Genomic DNA, 16,751 nt, shown 5'->3' with positions numbered 1-16,751 from the left:
TAGGCAGTATTATAATCGTAGAAAACCCTCACTCGTTATGAACCTAGAGTGAGGGTTAATTATTTTTATGGGAGACTGACCGTATTCAAATATTCAATTGGTGTCTTTTATTATAAAACTGTTTGTAACTGATAAAGATGGCGATCATGGTTGCGATCATGGTTGCAGATAACAACATAAATGTGACCATAATTTGAAAACGGATGGCTTCCAGAGGCGGCGTTCCTGCTATGATTAACCCGCTCATCATTCCCGGCAAGGCCACAATTCCAAGCGTTTTTGCTGAATCGATGGTTGGGATCACGGCCATTTTCATTGTATCTTGTATTTGGGTTTTCGAAGCTAAGTGAGGTAAGGCTCCAAGAGATAATTTGGCTTCTATTTCCATTCGTTGTTGAGTAAAAGCTTTTTCTAAGTTGGTGTAACCAATATTTATCGCAATCATGGCATTGCTAATCACCATTCCTGAGACAGGTATGATTTCATTAACTTTAAAATGAAGAGCTCCCGTTAGAATTAGAATCGTCATCGTTATGCTTGTACTAATGACAAGGGCGAATAGAGATATCCAAAAGCCATGTTTAACAGCATTTGGCACTCTTTTTCTCGTGTTCAAGGCAGCGTTTATCAATATAATAAAAACTAACGTTATGACAATTATTGGCTGTCTGGCTTCAAAAACAAACGTTAATATGTAACCAACAATAATAAGTTGAATGATCGCTCGAAGGACAGATATGATCATATCCTTTGATAAATCGAGTTGCTGTTTATATGAAACAATGATTGGAATGATAAGTAAACTCGATGCGAAGATCAGGGAGGTCATACTCATTTAATCACTTCCTCATTTGAGATCTTTCCCTTTTCAATTGTTAACCTACGGGAAAATAAGCGGGTACTTTGTTTAATATCGTGGGTTATCCAAATTATACCTAACCCTTTTTCTTTATGACATTTAAATATTTCTTGTTCGACTAACTGTTGATTGTGATGATCTAATGCAGAGGTAGCTTCGTCTAATAAAAGAAATTTAGGGACGTACATAAGTTGGCGGATGATGGCTAGACGTTGTTTTTCACCCCCGGAAAAACGACTAACATTTGTATTTAAGTCATATTGACTTAAATTAAATGCAGTGAGTAGATAGTTAGCACGCTTTATATCACATTTTTCTTTTCGGACTTTTGCTGGGAAACTGACATTATCAAGTATTGTTTCGCCAAAGATAATCGGTGTTTGAGGACAATAACTAATGGTTTGACGTAGTTGTTCAGGTTTATAATTTATGTAACTTTCACCATTTAGATAGCATTGTCCATCTGTAGGCGAAATCAAATCAGCCATCAATCGTAGTAGAGTACTTTTACCACTTCCAGAAGGACCAATAATTGAGACTGTTTCCCCTTCATTAATGGTCAAATTAATATGGGATAAAATAGGAGAGCTATTTGGCTGGAAGGTAATGTTTTTTAATTCTAACATGGAAGTCCACCTTATAAGAGAATTTTTGAGTCAGTTAAACTATTGCATATAGTATAACCTAAGATCCCTCTTTGAATATAATGTAAAGACACTATATGAATGGCGGATTAAAATGGATATTGAACTGAAAGACTTAGCCGGATCATGGACTTCAGCTCTTGGAACCATCGTATCTGCTATTGGCAGTACACCTACACTTGCCTTCACAGATCAAATGAGAATAAATTTAGATTTATGGGGGAATGTGCTTCAAGCGACGGGAGCAGGTCTCAGTGCGGATGCAGAGATTCATTGGACGTTAAATAAACTAGGACAAGAAATTCAAGCGATTGGGAACTTAACCGTCGTCTACGGACTAGTCCTTCCAGTGGATGATATTGATCAGCTTAAAAAAAATATTACCGGCAACTGGATACAATCTCTTGGAAGTCTTGTTTGTTTTTCAGATTCCGTAGATGATGAATCGGCACCATGGGATAGAGTTGGAAATTTATTGCAAGCCATTGGGAATGCTTTGCAATCGATTGGAGGAATTCAAGAACTTCATGATCCAGAAGATGAAGAAAGTGGAGAAATGACCAACTTTGCGGGGAGTTGGATACAAGCGATTGGTGCAGTTATGTCGGCACTTGAGCAAACGAAAGAAATAGAAATGAGTAGATAAACTTGAATTAGCAGATTCCTAGTCTTGATATATTCCAGTGACCCATGGGTATTTCATTAAGAACATCATACAGATGTATTTGGTTTGACCTTTAGGACCTACCCCACCAAATCTCCAAGGCCAAGGATGGCTGGCTAGATCAGGGAGGCCTGGTCAAGGCGGACCGGGCGGCAGTCCCAGACCACCTAGTTGTGCACAATTTTCATAGCATCCATGGTGTAGATAATATGAAAAAGCAAGCACGATTCGAGATGTGATCGTGCTTGTATATTTAGTACTAATTAAAATGATAAGAGGCAAGAAAATTATCAATAGCCGCTTCATATTCTTTTTTGTTGTCAGAATATGAGCAAGCATGAGCGCCCAGCTCAGCTAAGAATAGTTGCTTGTTGTCCGGTTTGGCCGCATATAGAGCCACTGTCATTTCATTTAAAATATAATCATCTTGTTTACTATGGATAAATAAAACGGGATGGTGCACATTTTTGATATAACGCATGGGTGAGACGTCTTGTATCCGATAGTGGTCACGAATCCGAATAAATAATGTAGCCATTGGTAATAAAGGCCATTTTGGCAGGTGGTAATCCTTGTTTAAAACGTGGTGTAATTGTTGATAGAAATCTGAAAAAGGACAATCGGCAATATAAAAGTCAGCTCCATCTTCAATCATTCCTGCATATTGAAGCATGGTTGATGCACCCATAGATTCTCCATGAATGCCCAGAATAATGTCGTTGCCAAACCGTTCTTTAACCCAATTGACCAAAGTTTCTAGATCATATTTTTCGTAATAACCATAGCTTGTCGTTTTACCTCCAGATTGTCCATGCCTTCGATGATCATAAATAATGACACTGTAACCTCTTTTTAAAAAGAGATTGGCATATTTTACGGAATTGAATTGATTAACCGTCACGCCATGGCAAAATATCATGATTTTTTGAGTGGATTTTCCAGGAATAAAGCGGCCATTTATAAGGTAACCATAAGGAGATCTAAGCGAAAAGGGTTCCTTCGGCATTGATTGATATTCTTTTAAATCAAAATGCTGAAAAGTATGCACTTCTCGATCAATAAGAAACTGATCTGTTTTCTTCCTTATATACATGATCTTATTCGTAACGAAATAGCCTGCTGCAATTGTTGCACCAGCTGTAACTAAAGCAGCCTTCATAAATCGATTCATAATTATACCTCGTGGTTTTTATATAAAGTCTATCATACATATAGCTAAACATTAAAAGCAGGAGCTGCAACGAGAGCTCCTGCTTTGTTAACGGTTATCAATTTTTTCGGGATAAAGATCATGTTTGGCTAGTCTATCAAACGCCACTTTTTCCCATTTTGTACCTGGTTTTCCGTAGTTTACATAGGGATCAATACTGATGCCACCTCTTGGCGTAAATTTACCCCAGACTTCAAGATACTTTGGATCCATGAGTTTAATCAGATCATCGGCAATTTTATTCATGCAATCTTCATGAAAATCGCCATGGTTTCGAAAGCTAAATAAATAAAGTTTCAAACTTTTGCTTTCAACCATTTTTTGGTCAGGAACATAACTAATGTAAAGTGTTGCAAAATCAGGTTGACTCGTGATGGGGCATAAACTCGTAAACTCCGGAAAATTAAATTTTACAAAGTAGTCACGGTGTGTATTCATGTTTTGAAAGGATTCCAAAACGCTCGGATCATAATCAAAGCTATATACGGTTTTTTTATTGCCAAGTAAAGTTAATTCATCATTTTGCCCGCTTCGTTCTGACATACTTTATTTCCTCCTTGTGTACGTTTTGCATAAAAAACAACTAAATAAATGAGTGGTGCCCCAATAATAGAATAACTAAATTTAAGAATATATTCAGAGCTCATCGCTGTAAGTATATTAGATAAAGGCATGACACCGATAAAAGCAATAAACATGAACATGATCGAATCAATGAGCTGGCTTGAGGCTGTACTTGCGATACTTCTTAACCAGAGCATTCGTCCTTGAGTACGTTGTTTAAGTTTTGAAAATATGGTGACATCAAGTGTTTGGGAGCATAAATAAGCGACTAATGAAGCGAAAACCGTCCTCGGCAGAGAACCAAGTACCGTTTCCATCGCTTGTTGGCCGTGCCAAAACGGTGCAGCCGGTAAATGAAGAACGATTTGAATGAATCCTATAAAGACGACATTGGCCAAAAAACCAATCCAAATAATGCGTTTCGCCACATGCTTTCCCCAAATTTCTGTCATACTATCGAGAATGATAAATGTTAATGGGTAAAAAATTATAGGGGAGGTCATAGAAATGGACCCTACTGAAAAAAGTTTGACTGCACATAAATTGGCCGTGATCAGGCATGTAACAAATAGCATGGCTAAAGTTATAAGACGATAAGGTACATCGATGATATTTTCTTGTTGATTCATAACATCTCTCCCATAGTTTTTTTAGTAAAGCAGAGGAGGGTTTCGAACTCTGCTAATACATACCTAACTGATTATAGCTATCCTAAAGATAGGTTGCAAGTTTATCAGTAGTCTTCACAGTAAAAAACCGATCTCCTAAATTCGGAAGATCGGTGTTATCAAATGACTATTGTTGTTGTTCTGATATTAAGTCACGAGCACGTTGTTTCTCATCTTCCGGTACACTAAGATAATAAACTTTCTGGCCGCTTGAAGTTTTTTCCCAATCATCGTTCCCTTTGACTTCATAATTTGTGACATTTTGTCTGCAATCACGGTAATTTTGGGCGATGTTTTTCATATCTTCAAAGGTTAAGTTCGTTTTGACATTGCTTTGTATGGCTTTTAGAATATCCTGATATTTAGAAAATGATGAAAAGCTAGCGGCTTTATTAATCACAGCCATAATCACATCTCGCTGACGTTGGTTTCTCCCAAAGTCGCCCCGATTGTCTAAGTGTCGCATTCTTACATATCCAAGTGCTTTAGCACCTGTATCTAGGGTAATATCACCTTTTTGATAGTAATAGCCTTTTTTATAATACCCTTCATCGTGCCAGCTAATATCGTTATGAACGTTAACGCCGCCCACTGCGTCAACAAGGTCAGCTAAACCTTCCATATTTATACGAATATAGTGGTTAAAGTTAACACCTAAAAATTTATTAAAGGTATCAAGAGCCATTTTAGATCCTCCGTAAGCATAGGCGCTATTAATTTTACTAATAGAGCCATGACCTACAATTTCAGCTTTCGAATCACGTGGGATGGAGACCATTAACATGGATTTCTTAGTCGGATTCAAAGTTAAAGCAATCATGGTATCTGAGCGTCCAGGATCACCTTTACGTTGATCTACACCGAGTAAAAGGATAGAGAAAGGTTTTTGGTTTTGTAGTTCTTTTGAATCACTTTGGGTTTTCGGTTCTGTAGGATCGTATATTTTATTTGCCGTGGTTTTGACAGAGTGATACATGTACCAAACACCTGCCCCACCAGCCACAATGACTAGTCCTACAATAATACCTAATATCACAAATATTTTTTTTAACATCATATAATTCCCTTTCCGGTAAAGTTCAAACAAAAAAAGACAAAATTTTTGCCATAACGATATAGTAACATGAAACTAGAACGAAGGTGACTTTTTTTTATATTTTAAGAAAGTACAAAAATTTAAGGTATAAGTGCAACTAGCATCATCTTCTTCGATTAAGCATCGAGTTGACAAGAAGGCGAAGCCGTAGTGACACATTCTAGGCCACTGTCTGCGCCTTTTAGGTCCCGCAATCGGTAAGTTTTTTATCATTTTACTTATAGAGGTTGTTCAAAAAGTCACCAAATGATAAGCTACGAATCTCGGCGCCCGCTTGTTTAAACCGGTCCTCATGTAGTAAAAACCTACATTCCGGTCCTCAAAACAGCGCCGCCTTGATCTTCTTGCTTCTAATTTGTCACCTTTTTGAACACGTTCTTTTATTGATTTTATTCTATTTATAGTAACCATAACCATTAGAGTTTATTGGGTTAAATCATCCAACTATTTTATTTTTTAATAATTCTTTTTATGTTAGAATATTCTATAACTAATGAATGTTTATTTTTATAGAAAAAATGATTGCGAGTATTGTAATTTTAGAGATTCGTTTCTTTATAAGTTTAAGATTCAAAGTGTTTATTTGTAAGAGAATTTGTTTCAGCAGTCCCTGAAAGGAGAACGAAATATGCGATTATTGGCTAGAGAACAAGAGAAGCTTTTAATTGTCGTTGCAGCTGATTTAGCAAGACGTAGACAAGCTAGAGGTTTGAAATTAAATTATCCAGAAGCTATTGCCATCATTACATATGAAATCATTGAAGGAGCCAGAGATGGAAAAAGTGTCGTTGAGTTGATGGCTTATGGGACACAAATTTTGACAAAAGAGGATGTTATGGAAGGCGTCAGTGAAATGATCCACGATGTCCAAGTCGAAGCTACTTTTCCAGATGGCACTAAATTAGTCACTGTCCATAACCCTATAAAATAAGATAAAGGATGGGGAAAAGATGATACCAGGAGAGTACATTTTGTGTGATCAAGAGATCATTTGCAATAAAGACAGAGAAACAAAGACAATAAAAGTCGTTAATCGCGGAGACCGCCCTGTTCAAGTTGGTTCACATTATCATTTTTATGAAGTAAATACAGCTTTAGAATTTAATAGAGAAGAAACTCTCGGTTTCCGGTTAGATATTCCAGCTGGGCTTGCGGTTCGTTTTGAACCAGGTGATGAAAAAGAAGTACCGCTGGTTGCTCTTAGTGGAGAAAGAAAAGTCTATGGATTGAACAATAAGACGAACGGTGAGGTGAAACCCTAATGTCTTTTAAAATGACGAGAAAACAATATGCAGATTTGTACGGTCCAACTACGGGCGATGCGATCCGCTTAGCCGATACAGACCTTTTTATTGAGATTGAAAAGGATTATACCCGCTATGGTGATGAAGTCGTTTTTGGTGGAGGTAAGGTTATTCGAGACGGGATGGGACAACATCCACTGGCTGTCAGAGACGACAACGTTCCAGACGTAGTGATAACCAATGCGATTATTGTTGACTACACAGGGATTTATAAAGCGGATGTTGCGATTCGTGACGGTAAAATTAGTCAAATCGGAAAAGCAGGGAATCCTCTTGTGATGGAAGGCGTTGATATCGTTATTGGAGCTTCTACAGAAGTCATTGCGGGAGAGAAGAAAATATTAACGGCTGGCGGTATTGATACGCATGTTCATTTTATTAATCCTCATCAAGTAGAAACAGCCATTATGTCTGGGATTACCACGATGATAGGCGGGGGGACAGGCCCTGCTGAAGGAACAAAAGCCACAACGATTACTCCTGGTGAATGGAATATTCACCGTATGTTAGAAGCAGCAGAAGGCCTGCCGATTAATTTAGGTTTTCTAGGAAAGGGACATGCCTCAAGCGATGAACCGCTTGCTGAACAAGTTAAAGCAGGTGCCATAGGACTTAAAGTCCATGAAGACTGGGGAGCGACCTATGCTGCTATTGATCATTCATTAAATGTCGCCGATAGGTACGATGTGCAGGTCGCAATCCACACCGATACGCTTAATGAAGGCGGTTTTGTTGAACATACGATCGAAGCCTTCAAAGATCGTGTGATCCATACGTACCATACGGAAGGTGCAGGGGGCGGTCACTCACCGGACATTATAAAAATATCAAGTTTTCCAAATGTCTTACCTTCTTCAACGAACCCGACGCTGCCGTATACAGTGAATACGATTGAGGAGCATCTTGATATGTTGATGGTGTGCCATCATCTTAATCCGAGTGTTCCTGAAGATCTTGCATTTGCGGATTCTCGCATTCGTCCTGAGACAATAGCAGCTGAAGATGTTCTTCAAGACATGGGTGTCTTTAGTATGACAAGCTCAGACTCTCAGGCAATGGGTCGTATTGGTGAAATTATTCTTCGTACTTGGCAAACGGCAGATAAAATGAAGAAACAACGTGGTAAACTCCCAGAAGATACAGGGGTGGGGGATAACTATCGAGTTAAACGTTACATATCAAAATATACGATTAATCCCGCCATTGCGCATGGTATTTCTGACTATGTTGGTTCTGTAGAAGTGGGTAAAGTGGCAGATCTTGTTTTATGGGATCCGATGTTTTTCGGTGCAAAACCAGATATGATCATCAAAGGTGGCATGGTTTCTTATAGTGTGATGGGAGATGCCAATGCATCGATTCCGACACCACAACCCGTTTTATATCGATCGATGTTTGGTGCTTTCGGAAAAGCCCTCACGCAAACTTGCCTTACATTTGTATCCACCTATGCTTACGAACATCATATAAAAGAAACGCTAGGCCTACAAAAACAAGTCAAACCGGTTAAAGGCATACGTAACTTAACAAAGAAGGATATGAAATTCAATGATAAGACGCCAAATATTGAGGTGGATCCACAAACCTATAAGGTGACAGTGGATGGTGAGCATATAACATGTGACCCAGTGGATGAGCTTCCGATGGCGCAAAAGTATTTCTTGTTCTAAGAGGATGTTCAAAAAGTCACCAAATGATAAGCTACGAATCTCGGCGTTGGCTTGTTTTTCTGGTCCTCATGTAGCAAAAACCTACATTCCGGTCCTCAAAACAGCGCCGCCTTGATCTTCTTGCTTCTAATTTGTCACCTTTTTGAACACTCACTTTAAGAAACAATTTTAAGCCAAAGTGCCAAAAACGATATTGTAAAAAATAAAATTTCACAATCGGTAAACAGGGAGGAAGAAACAACAGCATGATTATTGAAAAAGTGATTGGGAATATCGAAGACTGGTCAATAGATGATAAAAAAGGAAAGCATGTTGAAAAGGTATATCTTGAGAGTAGTGATCTGTTGAAACGCGTGCAACGGGTCAAGACGGACCACGGAAGAGAAATAGGCATTCGTTTACCGCAGTATTCGGAACTTCATGTAGGCGATATTCTGTTTCAAGATGACCACAACATGATTGTAGTGGATGTTTTACCTGATGAAATCATGGCCATTTTACCTCGGGATATCGAAGAGATGGGCACGATTGCCCATCAGTTAGGAAATAGACATTTGCCTGCCCAATTTGAAGGGGCCGAGATGTACGTTCAGTACGATTATTTAGTGGAAGAGCTACTTGAGAAATTAGGCATTCCTTTTGAAAAAAGACAAAAAAAATTAAAACAAGCCTTTAAGCATATTGGACATACCCATGGATAATTTACAATTACTTTCTCTTCTCCAACTTTGTGATTCAAATTTACCTGTGGGTCAATTTAGTCATTCTTACGGACTTGAAACGTATATTCAAGATGGGAAAGTACATGACAAACAAACCATGAAAGAATGGCTCATGGTTTATGCCGAGGATCAGATGTGCTTTTCGGATGGGCTCGGCTGTTACCTAGGGTTTCAAGCTTTAAGCGAAGGACACTTAACGGACTTTTGGGAAATTGCTGTTAGATTAGATGCACAATCTTTATCAAGGGAATCAAGGGAAGCGAATCGAAAAGTCGGCATGCGATTGCTTAAGCTTTGTCAGGACCTTTACCCCAACTCCATACTTGATATGTACAAACAAAAAATCAAAACAGATCACATCAAGGCGCACCCAGCGCTTGTCTTTGCGATGATCTCTTATGAGCTTCATCTATCAGAGACAGAGACGATTGTTGCTTATTTATACAGCACCATATCTGGTCTTATTCAGAATGCGGTTAGAGGCATTCCAATCGGTCAAACAGCTGGCCAAACACTATTACATGACATGAAAAGTCGAATTGAAATACTGACAGACCGAATCAAGAAACTGTCCATCGATGATCTAGGGGCAACACCCCCAGGGCTCGAAATCGCCCAAATGCGGCATGAACATTTGGCAGTCCGAATTTTTATGAGTTAAACTTTTGAAATCCAGAAGGATAGAAGGATAGGTGAAGAGGATGGAACCCATCAAAATAGGTGTAGGCGGTCCAGTAGGGGCTGGGAAAACCATGCTCGTTGAGAAATTGACTCGACATTTGCAAGATAAATTAAGCATGGCTGTCGTAACGAATGATATTTATACAAAAGAAGATGCGGAATTTTTAATAAAAAATGGCGTTTTACCATCGAGTCGTATCATTGGTGTTGAAACGGGTGGATGCCCACATACGGCCATACGTGAAGATACTTCTATGAATGTGGAAGCGATTGATGAATTGAAAGAACGTCATCCAGACATTGAACTGATTTTTGTGGAAAGTGGCGGAGATAACTTAGCCGCTACTTTTAGTCCAGAACTTGTTGACTTCTCGATATATATTATCGACGTTGCCCAAGGGGAAAAAATTCCTCGAAAAGGTGGTCAAGGGATGATTAAGTCAGATTTATTTATCATTAATAAAACGGATCTCGCGCCCTTTGTTCATGCCAATTTAGATGTTATGAAACGAGATACCGAAACGTTTCGAGGCAAAAAACCATTTGTTTTTACAAATTTACAAGACGAATCTGGTCTGGATGACGTGATTCAGTGGATTGAAGAAAATGCTTTACTACAAGGAATGAACGAAGACATCTAGATGAGGAAGGACGACAAATCATGAACCGATGGACAGGCGAACTCCAATTACACATGAAAAAAAAGACCAATCGAACGGTAGCCGAATCGGTTTTTTTTCAAGGGGCTTTTAAAGTCATGCGTCCACTTTATCTCGATGATAGTGGACAGGCATGCTATTACATATTAAATCCTGGCGGGGGCTATGTTGACGGGGATCGTTACATAATTTCCGTTCATCTACAAGAAGATGCTGAACTACTGTTAACAACGCAATCAGCGACAAAAGTGTATAAGACCATGCGGGATCCTATCTACCAAGAAAATCGATTCCATCTTGAGAGCGGGAGTGTATTAGAATATTGGCCAGATCCATTAATTGCTTATCAAGATGCAAGATATGAACAAAAAACCATCATTGATATGTCTCAAGACGCGTCATTATTCTATGCTGAAACCATGACTCCGGGATGGTCTGAAGATGGTGAATTATTTCCATATACTAAGATCCATTTGAAATCAGACATCTATATTGATGGTAAACTTGTTGTCTTGGATCATTTGCGATTTATGCCGCAAACCCAAAAAATCAAAGGTATTGGTTTTCTTGAAGGATATACCCATTTTGGTTCGCTTACCATCATCGATCAATCGATTGATTTATATTTAGAGGAATTATCTCAGCATCTATTAAGAGATTATGATGAATGTCAGATTGGATTTTCAAGATTAGAAGTCTCAGGTATCCTAATACGAATATTAGCCACGAATACAAAACAGTTGGAAGATGTATTTAAAGGGTGTTCGAAGTTTTTTAAGAGACGGTTTGGACGAGCTGTTCCAGAACTACGAAAATATTAACCTAGCAGCATAAACCACTAATCAAATTTAAACATGAGCAAAATAAGATGGTGACCTATTCAAATTGGTTATGCAGTTCAAACTCATGATGAGTAGTTATAAAAAGAGATGTTTGGAGGAGATGAAGTGAAGAAAGAACAACATAGATTTCAATGGTTAGGTTTTGGTGTGGCATCTATTGTCGTACATATTGTTGGTATTTCTCTTTTGATTATGTCCATATCAGAATACCCAGCCATTTTAGGTTTAGGTATCGTTGCTTATACATTAGGGCTTAGACATGCTTTTGATGCAGATCATATCGCAACCATTGATAATACGGTGAGAAAGTTGGTTCAACAAAAACAGGATGCGTCAGGTGTTGGTTTTTTCTTTTCACTCGGCCATTCATCGGTTGTTTTTCTCATGACATTAGCGCTTGGTTTATCTGTTCGATGGGCACAAAAACATATGCCGATGTTTGAACACATTGGTGGAACAATTGGTGCAACTGTCTCCGGAATCTTTCTTGTTATCATCGGGATGATAAATCTCATGATATTGGTAGATTTAAGAAAACTTTTTATTCGTATGAAGCACGATCCATATGATCACTTAGCACTTGAAAAATTATTAGACCAACGAGGGTTCATGTCGCGTCTATTTAGACCTTTGTTTTCCTTTGTCTCTCGTAGTTGGCATGTTTATCCATTAGGGTTTCTATTTGGACTTGGATTTGATACAGCGAGTGAAGTTGCCTTGCTCGCACTATCTGCAGGAGCTGCTAAGAGTGCAATGCCGTTTATTGGTATTCTTTCGCTACCTCTTTTATTTGCCGCAGGGATGAATATCATGGATACGGCTGATGGCATTTTTATGACACATGCCTATAAATGGGCATTCCATACGCCTATTCGAAAAGTGTATTACAATATCACCGTCACAGCCGTTTCTGTTGCAGCTGCTTTCTTAATTGGTTTTGTGGAATTAGCTCAAGTATCTAAAGCGACCTTTCATTTAGAGGGAGCGTTTTGGAATTGGCTTGGTGGATTAGATTTAGGTTATCTTGGTTATGGATTGGTGATTATTCTCCTTGGATCTTGGTTCGTATCCGTCGTCATTTGGAAAGTATTCAGAATAGAAGAGAAATGGATGAACCATCGTACTTGACCGTTCCTTAAAAACCTCGCCCCATGACTCCTATCAGGAGTTTTCTAGATTTAAGTAAAAGGAAGTACTATTTTCTAGCTAATTTGGGAATAATGCTCTTACTAAGAATAGTAGGAGCTGTTCATATGTTCGACGAAAATAAACCATCCTTTTTCAAAGGTTTCCTATTTGCTTGTTTGTTTAGTATTCCATTGTGGATCTTGATCATTATTTGTGTTTATTTCTTCATTAAGTTTGTCATATGATCCGATCGGATTGACCGCTATATCCAACTGGCATTCTAAGAGTCCATCATCAATAAAATCTATGAAATATTAGAAATCTATCAAAAATCTTCGTCAATTCAAATGTATAGAGCAAATTTTGGTATGATAGAGATGTTCATAGTGAAAGGATGGATATCTTTTGGTTTTTATATTAATCATCATGTTGATAAGTCTTGTCGTTATTTGTTTTTATTTGCTCAGAAAACAAAAGAAAATTCAAAATGAGGCTTATCATTTAATCGAGCAAAGTAAGAAAGAAGTCGCTTTATCCCTTCAAAAAGAGAGAAACCGACTTGAACAAGAATCAGAGAAGACCATGCAAGGATTACTTGAGGATCATAGTATGACAGTTGTTGGCATTCAAGAAAACTATGAAAAGAAATTAAGTAAACAAAAGGATTACATTAACTTTCTACAACGAAGTTTGAAATGTCCAAAGGATGCAGCTACGTATCGAGTCTTAAAGGATATTAAGAAACTGTGCCTCAATGAACAACTTATTCAAGAAGAAGATATGTTGATCATCGGAAATATCTTTTTGCCATATTATACTATTAACGGAGAAAATAAAATAAAGCAATTAAGTCATGTTTTATTACTGCCTACTGGTATTTATTTAATTGAATCAAAATACTGGGAAGGAAGAGTCTATCATGGGCTAACAAGGGAACTATCCCATCCTCTTGACTTTTTATTTGATATTTTTCATGAAGAGGAGTTAAAGGATGGTGAACATACTTTCATCCTAACTAGAAAAAAAGGCAGTGACGTTTCAGGTGAGTTTAAAAATACATTAAATATTGAACTCCAAATGAATATCGGAAGGGAACTTTGTGATTTAGCAAAAGAATTAGAACGATCCCTTTTCGATTTGGATTCGAGCCAAGTTGTTCCTATTTTATATTTTGATTCACCAAAGGATGACCATCGGATTCGTAATTATTCGGAAAGAGATTTGCCTCAAGTATGTATTGGACCAAAAGACTTAAATCTCTTTATAAGGAAAGAATTACAATCTCAAGAATGGCTTCTTTCAGCGGCGGAGTTAAAGGAAGTTAAGCAACGGCTTGAGAATTTATATTATTTTGCATAAGAACTCATAAATAACATTAAGAGATCACGTCTAGCCAAATTAAAGAACTAGACGTTTTTCCTTTTTATCAAGTCAACAGAGCTACAGTTCGGAATTTCTAAACACCCTTCATTATAAAAGTAGTTTATGAATATACAAATGGTTCATTTTCTATATTGCCAATACGTACGTCGATTTTACACGAGTCAATAAGTCAAGCTAATGGGAAGATATAACAGAAAAGTATTTATTAAGAGGTAAAAAATGCTATAATGGTTTTTATATAATATTGAATCGGAATTAAATCAGACGGCATCCTCTTGACTCGGGAGAAGCCGGATTGGAGGTTAAAATGATGCTTGTTTATGATTATCATCACCATACCAATAATTCTTTTGACTCAAAGGCCACGATGAAAGAAGTTTGTGAACAAGCCATAGAAAAAGGAATCCATGAGGTCTGTTTTACGGAACATTTCTCAGTGAACCCAAGGGCTTCAACATATGGCCATATGAACTTTGACCGTTATTTTAATGACATAGCCACTTGTCAAAAACAATATGGTGACAAGCTTTCTATAAAAAAAGGAATTGAGCTTTGTGAACCCCACTTACTCAGGGATCAATATAAAAAAGAATTAGATGGCAAATATTTTGATTTTATCTTAGGCTCGGTCCACAATATTGATAACCATAAACTTCGTGAAGTGATTAAGAGAGAACCAGAAACGGCTTATTCCCATTATTTTAGCGAAGTTTTTGAACTGGTCAGTTACGCAGATATTGACGTTATTGCCCATTTCGACTTAATGAAACGCTATGCCCATCCTATTTTAGGTTATTACCGCTATGAAGATCATGCTAGCATGATCGAAAAAATATTAATTAAAGCGGTTGAAAGACATATCGGTATAGAAATCAATACCTCTGGGCTCCGTGGAGGTGTGGGAGAAACACTTCCGTCATTAGACGTTGTTCGACGTTATAGAGAACTCGGTGGTGAGATCCTTACAATAGGTTCAGACTCTCATAGAGTGCAGGATGTTGGAGCTGGTTTCAATGAAGCGGTCCAAATAGCCAAAGATTGTGGCTTTGATCATATTACAGCTTTTTCGAATCGTGTTCCTCGACAAATAAAAATTGACTAACATGTTACAAAAACAAATTTTAGTTAAGAAAATAGGCAAGAATTGAAAGAAAATTGTATATATTGGATAATTAAAGTTGTATAATTGAACATATAAAGGGAGGAGGTCATTTGAAGATGAATCAAAATATCATTCGTTCAACTGACGTTGCTCATTTACTGAATACTTGGTACTGTCACATACGAAAGGATCAGTTACATGAAGCGAAGAGAGTTAAATTGAAAGTTGAACAAGTGATGAAGGATATGGAGGAAGATCCCTCTCTATCAATCTATTATTCACTTCTAGAATTCAGACATCAACTCCTCCTAGGTCAATATGAACACGCAAAAACATTAATGACCGAAGTTCAGCCATTTAAAGAAGATATGAATGATTTATTAACGTATTACTTTAACTTTTTTTCAGGAATATATGCACATAGTGTCAAAGACTATGAAACAGCACTTACTTACTATAAAAAAGCCGAAGAATTGCTCTCCCTTATTGCAGACGAAGTGGAGTTAGCGGAGTTTCATTATAAAATTGGATCGATGTATTATCAAATGAAACAAAATCTTATTTCCATTAGCCACGCAAAAACAGCTTTAATGATCTACAAAGACAAAGGTGATTATTTTAAAAATGGGTCGTACTGTAAACTTCTATTAGCTCTAAATTATATTGACATGCAAAACTTTCCTGAAGCGAGAAATTACTTTGACCAGGCGGAGCATGATTCTCTTCAAATAGAAGACATAAGATTTCAATATGCCCTTCATTATAATTTAGGATTGTTTTTTTCAGAACAAAGTGAGATTGAAAAAGCCATTCATCATTTTTTAATCGCCTTAAAGTATTGTCATTTTAGTAAGAACTTTCAGGTAAAAACACTGTTCACGATTGTTAGAGAAAAATATAAATTAGCAGCCAATGACACAGAAGAATGGTTTGTAAAAGGAAGAAAGCTAGCAAAAGAGATTAATGATAAAGAGTATCAAGTAAAATTAGATCTCATCCATCACTTATTTGGACAAGTGAACAGTGGAGACTTTGAGGTCGCGTTTAAAGAAGGATTAGCCTATTTTGAAGAACAAAAATTATGGGTCGACTTAGAAGAGTATTTGGAATGGGTAGGGGATTATTACTTTAATCTTCAACAATATGAGAAGTCAACACACTATTATCGTAAAGCCATTGAGATTAATCGGAAAATCATAGGGGAGGCCATTTAATGAAAAATGGTAAATTGCTCACCTTTATTTTTATATTGTTAACAGCAATTGGTTTATTTGGAAGTATCATTCACTCACCTCTATCTCAAACAGAACGCGGTGTTGTATTCAATAACACTGAAATAGTAAATTAAATGCAATCACTTTTTTGGGCAGTTCTTATATGAACTGTCTTTTTTATTTTGATTCCAAGAAGCGATCGTTTCATGCTATTTTTGTCTTTAATTGCGGAAAAAAATAAAAAAATAGTAAGCCCCCATTCAAACAACGCATACTAAACACGTAGCACCTCTTGTTATGATACATATATCAATCAAAGGAGGTGCTTTTTCTATGCCGCA

At 37.3% G+C, this 16,751-nt stretch carries 19 protein-coding genes; 13 read left to right on the top strand and 6 right to left on the bottom strand.

The features are described 5' to 3' along the window. Window positions 1-85 precede the first annotated feature (85 nt). Complete coding sequence (locus FG390_RS12240) at window positions 86-835, bottom strand: ABC transporter permease (RefSeq protein ID WP_141191322.1); 750 nt, start codon at window positions 833-835, stop codon at window positions 86-88. Continuing rightward, window positions 832-1,485, bottom strand: coding sequence for an ABC transporter ATP-binding protein (locus FG390_RS12235; RefSeq protein WP_141191321.1), 654 nt, complete (start codon window positions 1,483-1,485; stop codon window positions 832-834). The genes FG390_RS12240 and FG390_RS12235 overlap by 4 nt, the downstream gene beginning before the upstream one ends. A 112-nt stretch (window positions 1,486-1,597) precedes the next feature. On the opposite strand from FG390_RS12235, the gene FG390_RS12230 reads away from it, so the two are divergent. Next, complete coding sequence (locus FG390_RS12230) at window positions 1,598-2,149, top strand: DUF6944 family repetitive protein (protein WP_141191320.1); 552 nt, start codon at window positions 1,598-1,600, stop codon at window positions 2,147-2,149. A 277-nt stretch (window positions 2,150-2,426) separates the two neighbouring features. Here FG390_RS12230 and FG390_RS12225 read toward each other — a convergent pair whose 3' ends face one another. From FG390_RS12225 to FG390_RS12210, 4 genes are all read right to left on the bottom strand, one after another. Continuing rightward, window positions 2,427-3,338, bottom strand: coding sequence for an alpha/beta hydrolase (locus tag FG390_RS12225; RefSeq protein WP_141191319.1), 912 nt, complete (start codon window positions 3,336-3,338; stop codon window positions 2,427-2,429). An 87-nt stretch (window positions 3,339-3,425) separates the two neighbouring features. Then, entirely contained in the window at window positions 3,426-3,920 is a 495-nt protein-coding gene (gene queF, locus FG390_RS12220) for a preQ(1) synthase (protein WP_141191318.1), read from the bottom strand. Further along, complete coding sequence (locus FG390_RS12215) at window positions 3,887-4,570, bottom strand: queuosine precursor transporter (protein ID WP_141191317.1); 684 nt, start codon at window positions 4,568-4,570, stop codon at window positions 3,887-3,889. Before FG390_RS12215 ends, queF begins: the two co-directional genes overlap by 34 nt. 166 nt (window positions 4,571-4,736) lie before the next feature. Further along, a complete protein-coding gene (locus FG390_RS12210) occupies window positions 4,737-5,663 on the bottom strand; it encodes an LCP family glycopolymer transferase (protein WP_141191369.1) in 927 nt (308 codons plus the stop codon). Between the two features lie 670 nt (window positions 5,664-6,333). Here FG390_RS12210 and FG390_RS12205 point away from each other — a divergent pair. From FG390_RS12205 to FG390_RS16075, 12 genes are all read left to right on the top strand, one after another. After that, window positions 6,334-6,636 (top strand): urease subunit gamma, encoded by a 303-nt coding sequence (locus tag FG390_RS12205; protein WP_141191316.1) that lies wholly within the window; start codon window positions 6,334-6,336, stop codon window positions 6,634-6,636. 19 nt (window positions 6,637-6,655) lie between these two features. Next, window positions 6,656-6,967 (top strand): urease subunit beta, encoded by a 312-nt coding sequence (locus tag FG390_RS12200; protein WP_141191315.1) that lies wholly within the window; start codon window positions 6,656-6,658, stop codon window positions 6,965-6,967. Then, window positions 6,967-8,679, top strand: coding sequence for an urease subunit alpha (ureC, locus tag FG390_RS12195; protein WP_141191314.1), 1,713 nt, complete (start codon window positions 6,967-6,969; stop codon window positions 8,677-8,679). Before FG390_RS12200 ends, ureC begins: the two co-directional genes overlap by 1 nt. Before the next feature lie 245 nt (window positions 8,680-8,924). Beyond that, window positions 8,925-9,380 (top strand): urease accessory protein UreE, encoded by a 456-nt coding sequence (gene ureE / locus FG390_RS12190; RefSeq protein ID WP_141191313.1) that lies wholly within the window; start codon window positions 8,925-8,927, stop codon window positions 9,378-9,380. Then, the gene (locus tag FG390_RS12185; RefSeq protein WP_141191312.1) at window positions 9,373-10,062 is read left to right on the top strand and encodes an urease accessory protein UreF; all 690 of its coding nucleotides are present in this window, start codon (window positions 9,373-9,375) and stop codon (window positions 10,060-10,062) included. Before ureE ends, FG390_RS12185 begins: the two co-directional genes overlap by 8 nt. 40 nt (window positions 10,063-10,102) lie before the next feature. Continuing rightward, entirely contained in the window at window positions 10,103-10,723 is a 621-nt protein-coding gene (gene ureG, locus FG390_RS12180; protein ID WP_141191311.1) for an urease accessory protein UreG, read from the top strand. 20 nt (window positions 10,724-10,743) lie between these two features. Further along, complete coding sequence (locus FG390_RS12175) at window positions 10,744-11,562, top strand: urease accessory protein UreD (RefSeq protein ID WP_141191310.1); 819 nt, start codon at window positions 10,744-10,746, stop codon at window positions 11,560-11,562. 108 nt (window positions 11,563-11,670) lie between these two features. Beyond that, a complete protein-coding gene (locus FG390_RS12170; protein ID WP_141191309.1) occupies window positions 11,671-12,711 on the top strand; it encodes a HoxN/HupN/NixA family nickel/cobalt transporter in 1,041 nt (346 codons plus the stop codon). A 405-nt stretch (window positions 12,712-13,116) separates the two neighbouring features. Further along, complete coding sequence (locus FG390_RS12165; protein WP_141191308.1) at window positions 13,117-14,070, top strand: nuclease-related domain-containing protein; 954 nt, start codon at window positions 13,117-13,119, stop codon at window positions 14,068-14,070. Window positions 14,071-14,401: 331 nt separating this feature from the next. Next, window positions 14,402-15,196: a histidinol-phosphatase HisJ family protein gene (locus FG390_RS12160; RefSeq protein ID WP_309147204.1), complete on the top strand. Its 795-nt coding sequence runs from the start codon at window positions 14,402-14,404 to the stop codon at window positions 15,194-15,196. 116 nt (window positions 15,197-15,312) lie between these two features. Then, a complete protein-coding gene (locus FG390_RS12155) occupies window positions 15,313-16,410 on the top strand; it encodes a response regulator aspartate phosphatase (RefSeq protein WP_141191307.1) in 1,098 nt (365 codons plus the stop codon). Beyond that, window positions 16,410-16,544, top strand: a complete 135-nt coding sequence (locus FG390_RS16075; RefSeq protein WP_258311668.1) for a hypothetical protein — start codon at window positions 16,410-16,412, stop codon at window positions 16,542-16,544. The genes FG390_RS12155 and FG390_RS16075 overlap by 1 nt, the downstream gene beginning before the upstream one ends. The last annotated feature ends 207 nt before the right edge of the window (window positions 16,545-16,751 follow it).

The sequence above is a fragment of the Terrilactibacillus laevilacticus genome, from assembly GCF_006517395.1.
GTDB classification, from domain to species: Bacteria; Bacillota; Bacilli; order Bacillales; family Sporolactobacillaceae; genus Terrilactibacillus; species Terrilactibacillus laevilacticus.
This window is presented reverse-complemented; position numbering and strand designations above follow the sequence as displayed.

Excerpts from the sequence above, each read along its gene's own strand:
- ureC (WP_141191314.1), top strand. The coding sequence starts at position 6,967 with ATGTCTTTTAAAATGACGAGAAAACAATATGCAGATTTGTACGGTCCA.
- FG390_RS12230 (WP_141191320.1), top strand. The coding sequence starts at position 1,598 with ATGGATATTGAACTGAAAGACTTAGCCGGATCATGGACTTCAGCTCTT.
- FG390_RS12235 (WP_141191321.1), bottom strand. The coding sequence starts at position 1,485 with ATGTTAGAATTAAAAAACATTACCTTCCAGCCAAATAGCTCTCCTATT.
- FG390_RS12170 (WP_141191309.1), top strand. The coding sequence starts at position 11,671 with ATGTTTGGAGGAGATGAAGTGAAGAAAGAACAACATAGATTTCAATGG.
- FG390_RS12215 (WP_141191317.1), bottom strand. The coding sequence starts at position 4,570 with ATGAATCAACAAGAAAATATCATCGATGTACCTTATCGTCTTATAACT.
- FG390_RS12200 (WP_141191315.1), top strand. The coding sequence starts at position 6,656 with ATGATACCAGGAGAGTACATTTTGTGTGATCAAGAGATCATTTGCAAT.
- FG390_RS12185 (WP_141191312.1), top strand. The coding sequence starts at position 9,373 with ATGGATAATTTACAATTACTTTCTCTTCTCCAACTTTGTGATTCAAAT.
- FG390_RS12175 (WP_141191310.1), top strand. The coding sequence starts at position 10,744 with ATGAACCGATGGACAGGCGAACTCCAATTACACATGAAAAAAAAGACC.
- FG390_RS12155 (WP_141191307.1), top strand. The coding sequence starts at position 15,313 with ATGAATCAAAATATCATTCGTTCAACTGACGTTGCTCATTTACTGAAT.
- FG390_RS12240 (WP_141191322.1), bottom strand. The coding sequence starts at position 835 with ATGAGTATGACCTCCCTGATCTTCGCATCGAGTTTACTTATCATTCCA.
- FG390_RS12225 (WP_141191319.1), bottom strand. The coding sequence starts at position 3,338 with ATGAATCGATTTATGAAGGCTGCTTTAGTTACAGCTGGTGCAACAATT.
- queF (WP_141191318.1), bottom strand. The coding sequence starts at position 3,920 with ATGTCAGAACGAAGCGGGCAAAATGATGAATTAACTTTACTTGGCAAT.
- FG390_RS12210 (WP_141191369.1), bottom strand. The coding sequence starts at position 5,663 with ATGTTAAAAAAAATATTTGTGATATTAGGTATTATTGTAGGACTAGTC.
- FG390_RS12205 (WP_141191316.1), top strand. The coding sequence starts at position 6,334 with ATGCGATTATTGGCTAGAGAACAAGAGAAGCTTTTAATTGTCGTTGCA.
- FG390_RS12160 (WP_309147204.1), top strand. The coding sequence starts at position 14,402 with ATGATGCTTGTTTATGATTATCATCACCATACCAATAATTCTTTTGAC.
- ureE (WP_141191313.1), top strand. The coding sequence starts at position 8,925 with ATGATTATTGAAAAAGTGATTGGGAATATCGAAGACTGGTCAATAGAT.
- ureG (WP_141191311.1), top strand. The coding sequence starts at position 10,103 with ATGGAACCCATCAAAATAGGTGTAGGCGGTCCAGTAGGGGCTGGGAAA.
- FG390_RS16075 (WP_258311668.1), top strand. The coding sequence starts at position 16,410 with ATGAAAAATGGTAAATTGCTCACCTTTATTTTTATATTGTTAACAGCA.